Here is a 16,069-nt window from a genome sequence, read left to right as displayed (position 1 = left end):
GCAGGCCTAGGAACTAAAAAAGAGAGGAACGCTCTTTAGCAAAGCTAGAGCGTTCCGCCAATCATGCAATCTGTGGTGCGGCAATGCCTGCCTTTACGTGGGCCTCGGCAACCATGGCCAGCACTTTTTGTGTGGCTTCCTCGAGTCGCGCTTCATCCGGGCAGCGCAGCACGAGATCGGTGGTGGCGCGGCCGGTGCCCATTTGCGGGTAGGAGCCCATTTTAACATCGGGATATTCCGCCTGCAGGGCCGCGAAGGGCGCGCCGATGGTGCCTTCGCCCACACCGGCCTTGATGGTGCGCGAGAGATATTTGCGGCCACCATGGAGGGTCGGGCCGATGGCTTCGAGCATGGCGCGCATGATGACGGGGACGCCCGCCATGACGTGGACATTGCCGATGCGGAAGCCGGGGGCGGCGGAGACGGAATTGACGATGAGGTCAGCGCCGACAGGAATACGGGCCATGCGCAGGCGCGCTTCGTTCACCTCAGTGCCGCTTTCCTTCCAGCGCGATTCCAGCATGGCGCGGGCTTGGGCATTGATGGGGAGCGCGACACCAAAGGCTTTAGCGACAGCATCGGCGGTGATGTCGTCGTGCGTCGGACCGATGCCGCCGGAGGTGAAGACATAGGTGTAGCGCGCGCGCAGGGCGTTGATGGCATCAACAATGTGATCCATCTCATCGCTGACCACGCGGACCTCAGTGAGGTCGATCCCGAGATCTGTGCAGAAATCGGCAACAGCGCCGATGTTCACATCTTTGGTGCGACCGGACAAAATCTCATCGCCGATGACAATCATCCCGGCGGTAACGCGCTCATTCTGCTGTGTCATTTGGGACCTTCCTTGCACGCAATTGGATGGGCCAAGCCTGCGCTGGCGTCAAGCTTTACACCGCACAATCAGCCGTGACGCCCTGCGCTCTTTTCATTGGCGTCAGAGCGGCCTATTTTGGGGGCTCAGGAGACCAATATGATTACCTATGTCGACGCTGGCACGAAGGCTCGCCGCCAACCCAATGTGATTCCCCTGCATGGCGCAGAGGGCTTTGAGGGCATGCGTAAGGCTGGCCAGCTGACCGCGCAGGCGCTGGATATTCTCACCCAATATGTTGAGGCAGGCGTTCCGACCTCGACCATTGATCGGGTGGCTTATGAGTTCGCGCGCGATCATGGCGCCGTTCCGGCGACGTTGTTCTACCGCGGGTTCCGGCATTCACTGTGCACATCGATCAACCATGTCGTGTGTCACGGTATTCCCGATGAACGTCCGCTGCGCGAAGGCGATATCGTCAATATCGATCTGACGCTGGTGGTGGACGGGTGGCACGGCGACTCGAGCCGCATGTATCCTGTCGGCGAAATCGGCCGCAAGGCGGAGCGCCTGATTGAAACCACCTATGCCAGCCTTGAGGCCGGCATTGCTGCGGTGAAACCGGGCAATACGACTGGTGATATTGGCGCGGCTATTCAGTCGGTGGCGGAAAGCGAACGTATGAGCGTGGTGCGGGATTTCGTCGGGCACGGGCTGGGGCGCGTGTTCCACGATGAGCCAAACATCCTGCACTATGGTACGGCGGGCACGGGCATTCCGCTCAAGGCGGGGATGATTTTCACCATCGAGCCGATGATCAACCTCGGCAAGCCGCATGTGAAGGTTTTGGCTGACGGTTGGACGGCGGTGACGCGGGACCGGACGCTGACGGCGCAAGCCGAGCACTGTATTGGCGTTACCGAAACGGGCTGCGAGGTGTTCACGCTCTCGCCCGGTGGCCTGTTCAATCCTTTGGCGGTGCGACAGGGCAAATGAGCAAACCTCCCAAGCCCGGCGATGGAATAGGTGAAGCGGTTCAGCCGCATTATCTGGGACATCGGGAACGGGCGCGGGAGCGTTTTCGAACAGTCGGCGGGGAAGCACTCGCCGACTATGAGCTTTTAGAGCTCATGCTGCATATGATCATTCCGCAGCGGGACACCAAGCAGCTCGCCAAAGACCTTATCGCGCGCTTTGGTTCATTTTCAGAAGTGCTTTCCGCATCGCCACTGCGTCTCAAGGAGATGAAGGGGCTGGGAGAGACCTCCATTGCCCATATTAAGGTGATGCAGGCTGTTGCCCAGCGCTATGGGCGCGATCAAATTGTGCGGGATCAGCCTATTCTCTCGTCGTGGACGCAGCTGCTCGATTATTTCAAAGGTCAAATGGCCTATGAGGATATCGAACAGTTCCGGATTTTGTTCCTCGATAAGAAGAACAAGCTTATCGCCGATGAGGTCCAGCAGACGGGGACTGTGGATCACACACCCGTCTATCCGCGTGAGGTGATCCGGCGATCACTGGAGCTGTCAGCGACCGCGATTATCTTGGTGCATAACCACCCGTCGGGTGATCCGACGCCGTCGGCGGCGGATATACGCATGACCAAAGAAATCAACGATGTAGCGCGTCCTTTGGGCATAGTTCTACATGACCACATCATCATCGGCCGCAAAGGCCATGTTTCGCTGCGATCACAAAATCTGTTCTAGGCTTTAGCCGAAGGTTGCCAGTACCGGGAAGGTTTCGAGGAACCAGAACGAGATACGGGTGAAATTGCCGGTGATGAACAAGAGCCCGGTGATGATGAGGATCACGCCCATGATCTTCTCGACCACGCCCAGATGCTTTTTGAAATTCTGGAAGAAGGTGAGGAACGGGCCGATCGCGATGCCCGCCAAGAAGAATGGGATGCCGAGGCCAAGCGAGTAGAGGCCGAGTAGCATGGCGCCTTCTGTGGCGCTATCGCGGCTTGCAGCAACGGACAAAATGGCCGCGAGGACGGGGCCAATGCAGGGGGTCCAGCCAATAGCGAAGGCAAGGCCGAGAAGGAAACCGCCGAGCGGGCCAGACGCCATGCCGGGGCCGTGGTGGCGGACCTGACGATCCAAAAGGCTGATGCGGAACACGCCGAGGAAGTGTAGGCCCATAGCGATGATTACAACACCAGCGACGGGCGTGAGGATCGGCAGGATTTGGCGGAAGGCTTGGCCAAATGCGGTCGCCGTCGCGCCGAGCGCAACGAAGATGATCGAAAAGCCGAGAATGAAGAAGAGCGACGTGATTGCCACACGCAGCGTCAGCTTGCCGGGGGCATTGGCTTCAGCTCTGAGCTGATCGTAGCTCGCGCCACTCATATAGGTCAGATAGGGCGGAACCAGCGGCAGTACGCAGGGGCTCAAAAAGCTCAAGACCCCGGCGCCAATGACCAAAGTGAGGGAAAATTCCAAATCACTCTCCTTGCGTTGCTTCTCTGTAGCGCAGTTGAGCCAGAAGGCAATGAGCCTACATGCCGCAATGACGAAGGTTTGAGCATTGACGGTGCTCAAAAATAAGTTCTAGGCCCGAACCTGTAAAATCCCTCGTATTTTTTTACGAGTTACGCAGCTACACGGTGTCAAAATTCATAAAACGCAAATCCTTAGGGGGGCATCCTTATGCCGTCCAAGGCATTTCGTCAGGGCCGACACTATTCCGCGGAGGGGTATGTATGCGCCTAGGAACCGTAGCCGAGAATAGATTTGCGGGCGTTCTGGCATTTGCCACGGCGCTATTGACCTTGGTCACTCTCGTGATTGGCTACCATCTGCCTCCGGAAACCGGCGAGGTAGGGGTTATATTTCCGCCCTGGTTCGATGAACCAGCAGCGGTCTCAGCGATCATCAGTGCAGGGGGGACACTGGCTGGTGGTACGCGCTTCTCAAATATCCTCGTCGCAGTCGCACCCGACCCGGACTTCGCAACCAGGGTCATCAAATATGGGGCGCTGCTCATCACCTCTGCACGCGGTCTTTGTGCCCCAATAGAAGGACTTGACGCATGAGCCTTGAGCTATTTCGAAGTCGGGTGCTGCTCGCACTGAGCACTCTGTGCGCTATTCTCGCCATCAGCTCTATGTCCGCTTCGGCGAGTTTGGCATGGCCACATATCTCGCCGTCGCCTTGTCTGGGATGATGGCACTAGGGTTTATGCTGTTTCGCCTGCGTCCAACTGGCCGGCATCTCATCGTCGCTGTGCTCATGGGACTGGTGTCTGCATCGCTGATCGCTATGCGTGGCAGTCCGATGCAAATCGACATGCATATGGCGTTTTTCGCGGCGTTGGCGATGTGCTCGCTCCTCTACGACATTCGCGCCATTCTGGTGGGCACGGCATTGGTGGCGGTGCACCATTTGGCGCTAGGCCTGTTCTTTAGCGATCTGGTTTTCTATGGCACGGGTGGGTTGGATCGGATTGCCTTGCACGCTGTGATCCTGGTTCTGGAGGCAGCGGCGCTCATCTGGATGACGATCAATACCAATGCGGCGCTGCATCTCGCAGAGGAACGGACAAAGGACGCCGCGATGCGTACGGATGAAGCCCATGCGAGTGCCAAAGAGGCGAAGTACGCAGCCGAAACTACGGCTCATCATGCTGAGCAGATGCAACAAATGCAGGCTGAGTTCGCCGCGGTGGTTGAGGCGGGCCTTGCCGGGGACTTCTCGAAACGCATGATTGGGCACTATGACGATCATGCGCTCAATGAGCTTGTCGAAGCGACCAACAGCCTTGTCGATCAAATTGGGCGTGGTGTTGGTGCCACTCAAATCGTGCTTCAGTCGCTCGCTCGTGCGGATGTGACATTGCGTGTTGAAGGCGAGTTCAAGGGTGTGTTCTCAGACCTGCAGGACAACACCAACGCCGTTGCGGAAAAGCTCGGTGAGATTGTGATGCAGCTCAAGCAATCTTCGAATGCCTTGAAGGATGCGACGGGCGAAATTCTCTCTGGTGCTAATGACCTCTCGGATCGGACCAGTCGGCAGGCGTCGACGATTGTCGGCACCACCAGCATCATGGCGCAATTGGCGCAGACTGTTGAGATCAACGAACAGCAGGCCAATGACGCCAGCTCAAACGCACTCGCGGTTAGCCAGTTGGCCGACGAAGGCGGGAAGATCATGCAGGAGGCCAATCAGGCCATGCTGCGCATGACGGAATCCAGCCAGAAGGTCGGTGACATCGTCAAGTTCATCGATGACATTGCCTTCCAGACCAATCTCTTGGCCCTGAACGCTTCGGTGGAAGCAGCGCGGGCAGGTGCGGCGGGCAAGAGTTTTGCTGTCGTTGCGTCTGAAGTGCGACGTTTGGCGCAAAGCGCGGGTAAGGCCTCGGGCGAGATCAAGACGCTGATCGAAAAGAGCAGCAATGACATTATGGGCGGCACCAAGCTTGTTGCCGATGCGGCCCGGACGCTGATGACCATGGTTGAGACCGCGCATGCGAACATGCGGGTTATGGAGGCGATTGCTCAGCACGCGAGCGGGCAGGCGATCTCGATTAAAGACGTCACCTCGGCAGTGAAGACCATGGACGAGATGACCCAGCATAATGCGGCGCTGGTCGAGCAGATGAACGCGGCCATCGAGCAATCGGAGGCGCAAGCGCGAGAGCTCGATCAGATCGTTGATATTTTCACGACAGACCAGAGCAGCAAGCGGCTTCGTGCGGTCGCGTAACGCTAAGACTTAGGGCACAAAAAAAGCCAGCGTGAGCTGGCTTTTTTCGTTTGAACCATTGCTGCCAGTTTGGCTGCAGGCGCTAGAGGCGAACTCGAGCGTCGCGCGGGGTCTGGCAGGATGGTTTAGACTGGAACCGACGCATAGGCCGCGAAAAGCAGGCCAAGAGATGCGAGGAACATGACAGAGAGAGCGATAGTTTTGCGCATGAGATTACCGTCCTGCACCCAATAGGGGTGCGACAGGAACATTAGCCCTAAGGCGTTAATTGAGGATTTCGATGGCGTAGTTTTCAATAACGGTGTTAGCGAGAAGTTTCTCGCACATCGCTTTGATCTGAGAACGTGCAGTTTCCTCATCGGTTCCAGCAACTTCTAGATCAAACACCTTGCCCTGACGGACAGAGTTAACACCGGAGAAGCCAAGGCTCGCGAGCGAACCTTCGATGGCCTGACCCTGTGGGTCGAGAACGCCGTTCTTGAGAGTGACTGTGACGCGCGCTTTCATCTGAACTGCCTCGACCTACTATTATTGAACCAGACGCGGACCAGTGGTCAGCGCGTTGTCGCTTTCGACGAGAATGCCAAGACGCTGAGCGACTTCGCGGTAGCTTTCGACAAGATCGCCAAGGTTTTCGCGGAAGCGGTCCTTGTCGAGCTTGTTGCGGGTCTTGATGTCCCACAGGCGGCAATTGTCTGGGCTGATTTCGTCAGCAAGCACAATGCGCATCAGATCGCCTTCATAGAGGCGGCCAACTTCGATCTTGAAGTCAACGAGCTGAATGCCCACGCCCATGAACAGGCCGGTCAGGAAGTCGTTGATGCGGATCGCAAGGCTCATGATGTCATCGAGCTCAGCTGGGGTGGCCCAACCGAATGCGGTGATATGCTCTTCGGATACGGCTGGGTCGTTCAGCGCATCGTCTTTGTAGTAGAATTCGATGATCGAGCGCGGCAGCTGAGTGCCGGGTTCGAGGCCGAGGCGCTTGCACAGCGAGCCTGCAGCATAGTTGCGAACAACCACCTCAAGCGGGATGATCTCGACTTCCTTGATCAACTGCTCGCGCATGTTGAGGCGACGCAGGAAGTGGGTCGGGATACCCATGGAGTTCAGCTTGGTGAAGATGAACTCAGAGATGCGATTGTTCAGTACACCCTTACCGTCGAGGACCTCGTGACGGGCACCGTTGCCTGCCGTTGTGTCGTCCTTGAAATACTGGATGAGAGTGCCTGGTTCTGGACCCTCAAAAAGGATCTTTGCCTTGCCCTCATAGATTTTGCGTCGACGGTTCATGATCGAATCCGTTGTCTAAGGATAGGTAGGGTGGAGTTGAGCCGGATATGCGCCATTACTGCGCCTAAAACAAGCGCTTTTGTAGGCCCATTCGGAATGGCATTTCCCGCCTGAACCGTAGGCACACCGTTGCTTTGCGGCGCTGAACCTCCTATGTCGGGAAAGAAACTCCAGCCATGCGGCTGAGATGCAACACGGGAGCTACCATGAGCGCGTTCGAAGACCGCCAGAAGGGTCAGGAAGCTAAGTTCGCATTCGATGCGGAAAAGCAGTTCAAGGCGGAAGCCCGCCGTAACAAGCTGCTCGGCATTTGGGCTGCAGAACTGATGGGTCTGGAAGGCGATGCCGCTAAGGCTTACGAAACCGAAGTCGTTGCTGCTGACTTCCAGGAAGCTGGCGACGAAGACGTGTTCCGCAAGGTCGCTGGTGACCTCGCAGTAAAGGGCGTGTCGGTTGGTGAAGACGTGATTCGTCAGAAGATGGTTGCTCTTAAGGCGACCGCTAACGAACAGATCGCTAACGAAGGCTAAGAGCTTTCGATATTGCGAATTGAAAGGGGAGCCTCAGCGAGGCTCCCCTTTTTTGTTGGGAGTGTGTTGACGGCGCTATCCGAGGGTGACGGTTGTTGCCTCCATGGCTGTGCCGTTCATCTTCCAATGCACGGTGACTTTCTCGCAAGCCTTGAGAGTTGGGGTCGAGTAGTTGGCGGGCAATTGGTAGATATTGCCATCTGCCAAGGTCAGCGTGTGTGCCTTGAGGTCAAAGCTCTTCACAACGCCACTTGCCGTTTGCTCGGCTGGTGTGGTGGCTGCGGGCTTGGCCGCCGGTGCCACTGTCGAGGCGGCAAAGGCCGCTCCGGGTGCTGCAATAGTGACGGCAATGAGGAGAGGGGCAATAAACTTACGCATGATTTTGCTCCATGCATAACGGGTCGGTAGACCCGGTGATGTCGGCTTGCAGATCCTGTCGTGTCACGCATCTACTCATTTATGCGCCGGCAAATCTAAGTCGATGGCCAAGTTGTAGGCCCCGAAAAACAGCTCTTCCAGTTAAAGATATTTAATTCCGATCTTGTCAGAAGCGTCTTAATTTCAATGAGTTGGTCGGCATTTTGAGCGATTTGAGACAGTGCGTGCACGACTGGGGTTAAATTGCGTTCCCCGGTCGAACTCCTGACACTGTCTTGCCGGTTTTGTTGGGACATCGCCGCACTTGCCGCGCCAGTGGAATAGCGGCCTAGGGCGGCTTTTGTTTTTTGGGTAGATGCGCTCCATCAGGCGGTCCGTCAGAGCAAAGGTCGTGTCGAATGCGATGAGTGCTCTCGCGTCGATTACAGCCAAGGCAATGTTAGTCAGTAAGGTTTTATCAGGTAGACCTATCGGGACAGCGGGACGAAGTGTGCAGATAGGTCGCCATAAGATCGCGAGGCACGCATTTATTGAGCCGCGGGAGCGGAGGAGACATATGACGGCATTGGCTAGAATTTCTGCAGTATTTATCGCTTTGGCGGCAACTCTAGCTTTATCGGCACCGGCGCGAAGTGAAGCCGCCTGTGCCGAGGATGACTTTGAATCATTTCTGACAGAGTTTCAGAACAATCCGTCTGAACAAGAAAATATGAGCGCCGATCAGATTGAGATGACGACGTTTCAGGAGATGGGCAGCGCTATGCCGGCGCGCTTCACGGTCGTGCAAAGTAAAGAGGAATTGGATTGGCCGATTTTGCCCAGCCTCGCCGCGCTGAAGCAGCAGGATCTCAGTGTCCAGATATTTCAAGATACCCCGTTGAAAGCTGAACTGTACGCGCGCGCCACTGACCTGCTGGAGGTCGATTTCGTGTGGTACTTTGAAAAAGATCCATGCTGGTCCTTCGTTGGGTTCTCAGACGGCTCATTATATCGCTGATCGCATCAAGCTGAACCCAGTCGGTATTATGGTCATTCGCAATCCGCTTTTGGGATTTTTAGCGTTACTCGCAATTGCGCCTCAAGCTCAGGCAGAGCGTCTGGATATTCCTCTTCCCTTACCGCAGGGCGTTCAGAATTGCGAGTTGCAAGGATGGGCCTATTCCAATGGGCTTGTGGAAGTCGTTTTACGTCAATCACCTGACAAGGACAGCAAGGCGCTGGGCATCGTGCCCGTTGATGATCCGTCTAAAACCGCATCACATGGCAATATGCTCTATCCAGCGGAAGTCACCATCGTGCAGTACGACAGGGGCTGGCTAAAGGTTTCTGCGTTGAGGGATCTGGAAAATGCCGAAGCGGAACGCGCTGTCCCGCCCACGCCAGGGTGGATTGCGGCCAATTCCATTCGCTTCAATATCCAGTCTGGGAACGGTTATGACGCGCCGGACACTGCCAGCAAAGTCCTGATCGATATGAAGGGCGAATGGGCCACCGAGGTCGGAGAGATCGAACAGGTCCACGCTTGTCAGGCAGATTGGGTTTTGGTGGATTACCGTCAGACGCTTAGCCGTGACGCGCAGGGTGCGCTGGTTCCTGTGGCTGAGGAAAAGCAAACTCGCCAGCAGGCATGGTTTCGCAACACCTGCGGTGACCTCTTCACAACATGCGACAGGCAGTTGGATCCATAGGGGATGGTAAAGCGCTGCATGAGGCCATGCAGATAACGTTAAACTTTAAGCAGTGGGCGCTATGGACGGGCTGACGGCTGCAGGATTGGGCTCCCGCAAACCAAACTTGAAAAGAACCCCGCAGGAATGTTCCGGCGGGGCTTTGTGTTTTAGCGGATTGAATTTTTGCCGTAATAATAGGGGTTCAGATCCAAGCCGACGGCGCGGTCGAGATCGCGCAGGTTGGTGCTGCTGGCGCCAAACGGGATTTTAATACCGGCGAAGACCGAGTGCATCGTCGCACGGTACGCGCCTGCGTCTTGGAAGGTGTCAATTCGGTTTGAGTAGGAAAGACTCAGGATCAAAGGCTTGTCCTCGAGCTTGTAACGCCCTTCCACGCCCCAGCTCAGATCGCGGAAGCCCTCATCGTAAGTTTCGTGCTCGTAAATCGACCGGGCAGTGACGGACATGTCTGGAGTGAGGTAGTATGTACCTTCGAGGCCAACGACCCAAGCATTGCTTTTGTTGGCTTTGGCGTCCTCGGTTACAGCACCGGTATAGCTGAGCTGCCCGGCGACGCGGTATTGTTCTGCGTTATAGCCAGCTTCAAGTGCGACGGTCGCAAAGCCGTGCCGATCTGCCGTATAGCCGACTTCTTGGTAACTTAAGCCCCCGCCAGAGATGGCGCCGCCAACATAGAAGTCGTCAATGTGGTAAGTGGCGTGGATCGCTGCTCCTGCCAGCATCGTGTCCCAATCGTATTCGTACGATCGGACATAGTCTTGACCGGTGACAGTGCCTGAGGCGCTTTGCGCCCACGCGTCAATCTGAATGCTGAATTCGGGTGAGATAGCGACCCCGAGCTTTGCATCAAGGGTAAACAGCTTTGGTTGGGCGTCGCTTTCATACCAACGGCTGCCTTCGCGGTTGTAGTGTATCGACTGAAGTCCCAGGTCAGCGGAAATAACGCCTGTTAAGCCCATCTCTTGGGCGGTGGCGTTGGTGGAGAGCAATGCAAGCGCCGCCATTGTGGCGTAAAATTGAGTACGCATGGTAATTTAGGTCCAGGGCAATATGCCTATTGGACTGCCACTGTTCGTGCGGGAGTGCAATGTGATGCGAAGAGTGCCTTTTGCTATTTGAGCATAGGGTTTGAGGAGCGGCACTTTTGACACAGTGAGTGGGGCCAGCCGATCACCGTTCTGGAAGCCATAAGAAAAGCCGCCCGGAGGCGGCTTTGGTGTTTGTTAGATGCGCTGCATGAGGCGGGTGAACATGAGCAGGCCTTCGGGCCAAGGGCCGTGGCCGCTCTCGATGTTGATGTGCCCGGCTTCGCCCGCATCATGGAATTCTGAGCCCCATGCGCCAGCCAGATCAGCGGCGGTTTCGAGCGCGCAATAGCCATCGGTGGATGACGCAACGAGCAGCGACGGGAAGGGCAGGGGATCGCGCGGGACGGGCGCGAAATCCTTGACGGCTTCCGGCGCATTGTCGCGATAGACGTCTGGTGGAGCGACAAGGAAGGCGCCCTTTACCTTGCCATCGGTGAGCTGTGCGGCGGCCTTGGCCAGAGCAATGCAACCGAGCGAATGGGCGACAAGCACAACCGGGCGCTCGGCCAATTCGACCGCTTTGACAATGGTGTCGATCCAATCTTCTGGATCTGGGTCTGACCAATCGGCCTGCTCAACAAGGGCAGCCGAGCGGATTTTATCCGCCCAGCGCACCTGCCAATGACCGTCTTTGGAGCCATAAAGGCCCGGCAAGATCAGGATGTCGACTTCAGAGAGCTTCATGCGCCAAACACACGGTTGAAGATCGTGTCGACATGCTTGAGGTGGTAGGCGTCATCAAACATGGCGTCGATTTGTTCATCGGACAGAGTCACTTCCGGGTCAGCCTTGAGGTTGGCTGCGAAGAGACCGGCGCGATCGCCATTGTGCTGCCAGACCTTCATGGCGTTGCGCTGGACGGCAGCATAGCTGTCTTCACGGCTGTAGCCGGCCTGCGTAAGCGCGAGCAACATGCGCTGGGAATTGTGGAGGCCGCCAAGAAGATCGAGGTTCTTGCGCATGTTTTCTGGGTAGACGACGAGCTTGTCGATCACGCCGGTGAGGCGGGCCAGAGCGAAGTCGAGGGTGACGGTCGCGTCTGGGCCGATCATGCGCTCAACCGAGGAGTGCGAGATATCGCGTTCGTGCCAGAGCGCAACGTTTTCGAGCGCTGGGGTGACCATGCCGCGCACGAGGCGGGCAAGACCGGTGAGGTTTTCGGTGAGGACCGGGTTGCGCTTGTGCGGCATTGCCGACGAGCCCTTCTGGCCCGGGGAGAAGTATTCCTCAGCTTCGAGAACTTCGGTGCGCTGCAGGTGACGGATTTCCAGGGCGACGCGTTCGATGGAGGACGCTACAACGCCGAGCGTGGCGAAGAACATTGCGTGACGATCGCGCGGGATGACCTGGGTCGAGACTGGCTCGATGGAAAGGCCAAGCTTTTCAGCGACGTATTCTTCGACCGACGGGTCGATATTGGCGAAGGTGCCGATGGCGCCGGAGATGGCTGCGGTGGCGATTTCATCGCGCGCTGCAACGAGGCGTGCGCGGTTGCGGGTGAACTCGGCATAGGCTTCGGCAAGCTTGACGCCAAATGTGGTCGGCTCGGCGTGAATGCCGTGCGAGCGACCAATGGTGATGGTGTTCTTGTGCTCGTAGGCGCGGCGCTTGAGGGCTTCGAGCAGCGCATCCACATCGGCGATCAGAATGTCGGCAGCGCGCTTCATCTGCACCGAGAGCGTGGTGTCGAGAATGTCCGAGGAGGTCATGCCCTGATGGACGAAGCGAGCGTCTGGACCAACGATTTCGGAAAGGTGGGTCAGGAAGGCGATTACGTCGTGCTTGGTGGTGCGTTCGATTTCGTCGATGCGCTCGACGTCAAAGCCATAGTCACCGAGTTCGGCCTTGCGAGCATTCATCACTTCCCAGATTTTATCAGCGCTTTCCTTGGGCACGACGCCCAGCTCTGCGAGCTTGGAGGTCGCGTGCGCCTCGATTTCGAACCAAATGGCGAACCGAGTTTCGGCGGACCAGTTGGCGACCATTTCGGGGCGGGAATAGCGCGGGATCATGGGCTTAGCCTTGTAGCTTAGGAATGTGATTCAACTGGCGGTTGCTTGTAGCGCTCTAGGCGCTCGGGCAGCGTGCCAGTGTGCAGTTCGAAGAGGTGGTTGTCGCGGTCGTGGAAATAGAGCGAACGGCCTTCGCCCGCAACCCTTGGCCGCGTTTCGCGCATGTCCAACCCCAGAGCCTCGATGCGCTGGCGATAGGTTTCCAAATCAGCATCAGCGATCTTGAAGGCGATGTGATTGTAGCTGCGCGAGGGGAGGGACGGGCCTTGCATAATGGCGATCCAAATGTCGGTGGCGCCGACATGGAAGAACCGTTCCTGTGAGAGCGAGAAGGTTTTGTCCTCGCTGTCATAGATTTTGCGCGCGCCGAGGACAGTCACCAAGATTTCCTCCATGCCGTCGAGGTTCTCGACGATAAAGGTCATGTGGCTCAGGCCCTCGATGCGTGGCTCAGGCATTATGCGTGTTTACCGCGTCTCGGATGGCCTGAATGCGACCGGCGTAAGTGGTCGGATCATTGCCGCCGTAGATGGCAGAACCTGCGACGAGCACATTGGCTCCCGCCGCGACGATCTCTTTTGCATTAGCAGCAGTGACGCCACCATCGACTTCTAGATCAATGTCGCGACCGCCGATCAGCGCATGTGCCTGCGCGATCTTGGTGAGGCTTTCGCGAATAAAGCTTTGGCCTCCGAAGCCGGGATTGACGCTCATGATGAGGACGAGATCGACGTCATCAATGACGTGCTGGATGGTGGAGACAGGTGTCGCTGGGTTCAGCGCCACGCCGGCTTTTTTGCCGAGCGCGCGAATGGCCTGCAGCGAGCGGTGCAGGTGAGGACCCGCTTCAGCGTGGACGGTGATGATGTCAGCGCCGCCATTGGCAAAATCGGCCAGATAGGCGTCCGTGGGGGCGATCATCAAGTGACAATCAAAGGTCTTTTTCGTGACCCCACGCACCGATTTAATGATCGGCGCGCCAAAGGAGATGTTGGGCACGAAATGGCCGTCCATCACGTCGATATGAATGTAATCCGCGCCAGCGGCGTCGATGGCTTCGACCTCTGCGCCAAGCCGCGCGAAATCGGCGGATAGAATGGAGGGAGCGATACGAAGCGGACGGGTGGGCATAAAGGCCTCTCTCGGGCGCGGGGATATGCTCGCTGCTATAGGCCCGCACGAGAGATCGGGCAAGAGTGAGCGCCCCTGTGAGCGCTTCACTCCTGCTAAAGTCCAATCAGAATGGCACGGGGGCCGTAAAGGTCATGAACTCTTTTGTCGTTGGGTGGGTAAATCCCAATTCGGCGGCGTGCAGTTGGAGGCGATCGGCAGCGGTGAGATCATCGCCAGAGGCATAAAAGGCATCGCCCAGAATCACATGGCCAAGGGCCTTCATGTGAACGCGCAGCTGATGGGTGCGGCCGGTGAGGGGGGTGAGTTTTACGCGCGTGGCATTCTCCTCGCGCTCGAGCACCTGCCATTCGGTTTGCGCCGGGCGACCGTTCTCGTGGTCGATCTTCTGGCGCGGCTTGTTTTCCCAATCGGTACACATGGGTAGGTCGATGAGGCCGGAGTCCTCTTCGATAATTCCGGACACGCGAGCGATATAGCTCTTGGTGGTTTTGCGGAACTCGAACTGGCTGCCGATGAAGCCGTGCGCGGGCTTGTTCAGCGCCATGACGAGAACGCCAGACGTGTCTTTGTCCAAGCGGTGGCACATGCCAGCCGTGGGCCAGGTTTGGTGGGCGCGATGCTGAATGCAATCCCAGAGGCTGGGGTCTTTACCAGGCACGCTGAGCAAGCCAGATTGCTTGTCCACCACCAGAATGTCGTCATCGACGTGGATGACGTTCAGGTAGGGTTCAGTGGGAGGGAAGTAGTTCAGCAGTGTGGGCATAGGTCCGGGCATATGTGCCCTCTACCAGAGAGTGCCCCCCTTGAACAACAGCTTGAGGGACAAGCGACATGTGGGACTTTTCTATAGGGCGGGCTTTGGGCCTGATGGCCAAGACTTGGCCGTTCATCGTGTTTCGTATGGTTGTCTACTTCGGCATAGCTGCCGCCTATGTGTTGGTGACAGGAACTGGGGCCGGAATTGGTTGGGGCGTTGGCGCTTTCGGAGATGCTGATTTCCAAGCCACATCATCGATTTGGGGCGGAGTTGCAGGCTTCGCACTGACTGCCGGGGTAATCTATTTCCTGCGCGAATATATTCTCTATGTGGTCAAGGCTGGCCATATCGCGGTGCTGTCTGAGCTTATGGAGGGGCGCGAAATCCCCGCCGGGCGGGCGCAGATTGATCACGCAAGTGCTATCGTCAAAGAGCGTTTTGCTGAGGCGAGCGTGTTGTTTGGTGCCGATCAGCTGGTGAAGGGTGTGCTGCGGGCCATTACGGGTCTCGTCAATGGCATTGCCTCGCTGATCCCAATCCCGGCCATACAATCGCTGACGGGCGTGCTGAGGGCATTCCTCAATCTGTCGGTGGGGCTGCTGGATGAAGTGATCATGGCCTATGCAATTCGCACCAAATCGACCAATCCTTGGGACAGTGCCAAGACGGCGCTGGTGCTCTATGGGCAGAACTACAAGGTGATGTTCAAGAACGCGGCTTGGCTGACTGTGATCACCTACGGGCTGGCCTTCCTGGTGTTCGTGGTGATGCTGGCGCCCGCAGCGGCGTTGGTGTGGTTTATGCCGGGCGGTTGGTCGGCTGGGGGCTTCGTGTTCGCGCTGATCTTCGCTTGGGCGGTGAAGGTGGCGCTGATTGAGCCTTTCGCCATTGCCTGCATGATGGCGGTCTATTTCAAAACCATCGCGGGGCAAGCGCCTGACCCAGCTTGGGATAATCGCTTGAGTGGTATGACGAAGAAATTCGTTGAGCTCAAGGATAAGGCGGCGGCCTATGTCGGGCGGCGGTTCGGCGGCGCGCCAGCACAACCGCCATCGAGTTTTACACCGCAAGCTTGAGTTTAGGATGAGCCGCCGACGGGTGGCTCAATCATTTCATGGACCCAAAGCCTGCGCTTCGCATTATGATTCAAGTCATTGTCTGATTGATTCCGGAAAGAGCCCTATGGGTATTGAAATTGAACGAAAATTTCTTGTTTCGAGCGATGGCTGGCGTTCCGGAGTAACGTCGAGCGCGGCTTTCCGTCAGGGTTATCTATCGACCAACGCCAATCCGACAGTGCGCGTGCGTGTGGTCGACGATGCTCAAGCGTTTTTGACTCTCAAGGGCAAGCCGGTGGGTTTGGCACGGGCGGAATTTGAATATGAAATCCCGGTTGAGGACGGGTTGCAGCTGATTGAGTTGGCGCGGCCCAATGTCATCGAAAAGCGCCGTTATCTTGTGCCGCACGGCAATCACACCTGGGAAGTGGATGTGTTTGAAGGTCCGCACGACGGGCTGGTGACCGCAGAAGTGGAGATGGGTGCGCTAGATGAAGCGGTGGAGATCCCCGACTGGGTTGGCAAGGATGTGTCGAATGACGACCGCTATGCCAACGCCAGCCTATCGCGAAATCCGGGCGTCCCGGACGAGCGCTGAT

General features: G+C 57.2%; 21 protein-coding genes. 9 read left to right on the top strand and 12 right to left on the bottom strand.

Annotated features, from left to right (window positions below; translation table 11 throughout):
* Positions 1 to 61 precede the first annotated feature (61 nt).
* Positions 62 to 835, bottom strand: coding sequence for a competence/damage-inducible protein A (locus H4N61_RS11045; protein ID WP_182394022.1), 774 nt, complete (start codon positions 833 to 835; stop codon positions 62 to 64).
* A gap of 138 nt (positions 836 to 973) precedes the next feature.
* Between H4N61_RS11045 and map the strand changes: the two genes are divergently transcribed.
* Both map and radC read left to right on the top strand, forming a co-directional pair.
* Positions 974 to 1,810, top strand: coding sequence for a type I methionyl aminopeptidase (gene map, locus H4N61_RS11040; RefSeq protein ID WP_169195050.1), 837 nt, complete (start codon positions 974 to 976; stop codon positions 1,808 to 1,810).
* Positions 1,807 to 2,526, top strand: a complete 720-nt coding sequence (gene radC / locus H4N61_RS11035) for a DNA repair protein RadC (RefSeq protein ID WP_182394021.1) — start codon at positions 1,807 to 1,809, stop codon at positions 2,524 to 2,526. Before map ends, radC begins: the two co-directional genes overlap by 4 nt.
* A 3-nt stretch (positions 2,527 to 2,529) precedes the next feature.
* On the opposite strand, the gene H4N61_RS11030 is transcribed toward radC, so the two are convergent.
* Positions 2,530 to 3,264, bottom strand: a complete 735-nt coding sequence (locus tag H4N61_RS11030) for a cytochrome c biogenesis protein CcdA (protein WP_182394020.1) — start codon at positions 3,262 to 3,264, stop codon at positions 2,530 to 2,532.
* 260 nt (positions 3,265 to 3,524) lie between these two features.
* Between H4N61_RS11030 and H4N61_RS11025 the strand changes: the two genes are divergently transcribed.
* The gene (locus H4N61_RS11025) at positions 3,525 to 3,857 is read left to right on the top strand and encodes a hypothetical protein (RefSeq protein ID WP_182394019.1); all 333 of its coding nucleotides are present in this window, start codon (positions 3,525 to 3,527) and stop codon (positions 3,855 to 3,857) included.
* A gap of 46 nt (positions 3,858 to 3,903) precedes the next feature.
* The gene (locus tag H4N61_RS11020; protein WP_182394018.1) at positions 3,904 to 5,529 is read left to right on the top strand and encodes a methyl-accepting chemotaxis protein; all 1,626 of its coding nucleotides are present in this window, start codon (positions 3,904 to 3,906) and stop codon (positions 5,527 to 5,529) included.
* A gap of 125 nt (positions 5,530 to 5,654) precedes the next feature.
* Here the strand turns inward: H4N61_RS11020 and H4N61_RS18455 are convergent, their stop codons facing one another.
* The 3 genes from H4N61_RS18455 to purC are packed head-to-tail and all read right to left on the bottom strand — an operon-like array spanning position 5,655 to position 6,822.
* A complete protein-coding gene (locus H4N61_RS18455) occupies positions 5,655 to 5,780 on the bottom strand; it encodes a hypothetical protein (protein WP_282567595.1) in 126 nt (41 codons plus the stop codon).
* Positions 5,781 to 5,793: 13 nt separating this feature from the next.
* Positions 5,794 to 6,036: a phosphoribosylformylglycinamidine synthase subunit PurS gene (purS, locus tag H4N61_RS11015; RefSeq protein ID WP_169195045.1), complete on the bottom strand. Its 243-nt coding sequence runs from the start codon at positions 6,034 to 6,036 to the stop codon at positions 5,794 to 5,796.
* Positions 6,037 to 6,057: 21 nt separating this feature from the next.
* The gene (purC, locus tag H4N61_RS11010; RefSeq protein ID WP_169195044.1) at positions 6,058 to 6,822 is read right to left on the bottom strand and encodes a phosphoribosylaminoimidazolesuccinocarboxamide synthase; all 765 of its coding nucleotides are present in this window, start codon (positions 6,820 to 6,822) and stop codon (positions 6,058 to 6,060) included.
* Between the two features lie 206 nt (positions 6,823 to 7,028).
* Here purC and H4N61_RS11005 point away from each other — a divergent pair, with 206 nt between their 5' ends.
* Positions 7,029 to 7,352, top strand: coding sequence for a DUF1476 domain-containing protein (locus H4N61_RS11005; protein WP_182394017.1), 324 nt, complete (start codon positions 7,029 to 7,031; stop codon positions 7,350 to 7,352).
* 75 nt (positions 7,353 to 7,427) lie between these two features.
* On the opposite strand, the gene H4N61_RS11000 is transcribed toward H4N61_RS11005, so the two are convergent.
* On the bottom strand, positions 7,428 to 7,730 hold the full coding sequence (locus tag H4N61_RS11000; protein WP_182394016.1) for a DUF1344 domain-containing protein: 303 nt from the start codon (positions 7,728 to 7,730) through the stop codon (positions 7,428 to 7,430).
* 556 nt (positions 7,731 to 8,286) lie between these two features.
* On the opposite strand from H4N61_RS11000, the gene H4N61_RS10995 reads away from it, so the two are divergent.
* Together H4N61_RS10995 and H4N61_RS10990 are read left to right on the top strand one after the other, a co-directional pair.
* Positions 8,287 to 8,727, top strand: coding sequence for a hypothetical protein (locus tag H4N61_RS10995; RefSeq protein ID WP_182394015.1), 441 nt, complete (start codon positions 8,287 to 8,289; stop codon positions 8,725 to 8,727).
* A 28-nt stretch (positions 8,728 to 8,755) separates the two neighbouring features.
* Entirely contained in the window at positions 8,756 to 9,418 is a 663-nt protein-coding gene (locus tag H4N61_RS10990) for a hypothetical protein (protein ID WP_182394014.1), read from the top strand.
* Between the two features lie 149 nt (positions 9,419 to 9,567).
* Here H4N61_RS10990 and H4N61_RS10985 read toward each other — a convergent pair whose 3' ends face one another.
* The 6 genes from H4N61_RS10985 to H4N61_RS10960 all read right to left on the bottom strand — a co-directional run bounded on the left by H4N61_RS10985 (position 9,568) and on the right by H4N61_RS10960 (position 14,430).
* Entirely contained in the window at positions 9,568 to 10,449 is an 882-nt protein-coding gene (locus H4N61_RS10985; RefSeq protein WP_182394013.1) for a hypothetical protein, read from the bottom strand.
* Between the two features lie 195 nt (positions 10,450 to 10,644).
* On the bottom strand, positions 10,645 to 11,193 hold the full coding sequence (locus H4N61_RS10980; protein ID WP_182394012.1) for an alpha/beta hydrolase: 549 nt from the start codon (positions 11,191 to 11,193) through the stop codon (positions 10,645 to 10,647).
* Positions 11,190 to 12,521 (bottom strand): adenylosuccinate lyase, encoded by a 1,332-nt coding sequence (gene purB / locus H4N61_RS10975; RefSeq protein ID WP_182394011.1) that lies wholly within the window; start codon positions 12,519 to 12,521, stop codon positions 11,190 to 11,192. Before purB ends, H4N61_RS10980 begins: the two co-directional genes overlap by 4 nt.
* Positions 12,522 to 12,538: 17 nt before the next feature.
* Positions 12,539 to 12,979 carry a FosX/FosE/FosI family fosfomycin resistance hydrolase gene (gene fosX / locus H4N61_RS10970; protein ID WP_182394010.1) on the bottom strand — a complete coding sequence of 147 codons (441 nt, stop codon included), beginning with the start codon at positions 12,977 to 12,979 and terminating at the stop codon, positions 12,539 to 12,541.
* The gene (gene rpe / locus H4N61_RS10965; RefSeq protein WP_182394009.1) at positions 12,972 to 13,652 is read right to left on the bottom strand and encodes a ribulose-phosphate 3-epimerase; all 681 of its coding nucleotides are present in this window, start codon (positions 13,650 to 13,652) and stop codon (positions 12,972 to 12,974) included. The genes fosX and rpe overlap by 8 nt, the downstream gene beginning before the upstream one ends.
* A gap of 106 nt (positions 13,653 to 13,758) precedes the next feature.
* Positions 13,759 to 14,430, bottom strand: a complete 672-nt coding sequence (locus H4N61_RS10960; RefSeq protein WP_169195033.1) for an RluA family pseudouridine synthase — start codon at positions 14,428 to 14,430, stop codon at positions 13,759 to 13,761.
* A gap of 56 nt (positions 14,431 to 14,486) precedes the next feature.
* On the opposite strand from H4N61_RS10960, the gene H4N61_RS10955 reads away from it, so the two are divergent.
* Positions 14,487 to 15,488: a hypothetical protein gene (locus H4N61_RS10955; RefSeq protein WP_182394008.1), complete on the top strand. Its 1,002-nt coding sequence runs from the start codon at positions 14,487 to 14,489 to the stop codon at positions 15,486 to 15,488.
* A 106-nt stretch (positions 15,489 to 15,594) separates the two neighbouring features.
* Positions 15,595 to 16,068 carry a CYTH domain-containing protein gene (locus H4N61_RS10950; RefSeq protein ID WP_182394007.1) on the top strand — a complete coding sequence of 158 codons (474 nt, stop codon included), beginning with the start codon at positions 15,595 to 15,597 and terminating at the stop codon, positions 16,066 to 16,068.
* Position 16,069 lies beyond the last annotated feature (1 nt).

Source organism: Devosia sp. MC521 (genome assembly GCF_014127105.1).
Classification (GTDB): domain Bacteria; phylum Pseudomonadota; class Alphaproteobacteria; order Rhizobiales; family Devosiaceae; genus Devosia.
The sequence above is the reverse complement of the archived record's forward strand: the minus strand, read 5'-3'. Positions and strand labels throughout refer to the sequence as shown.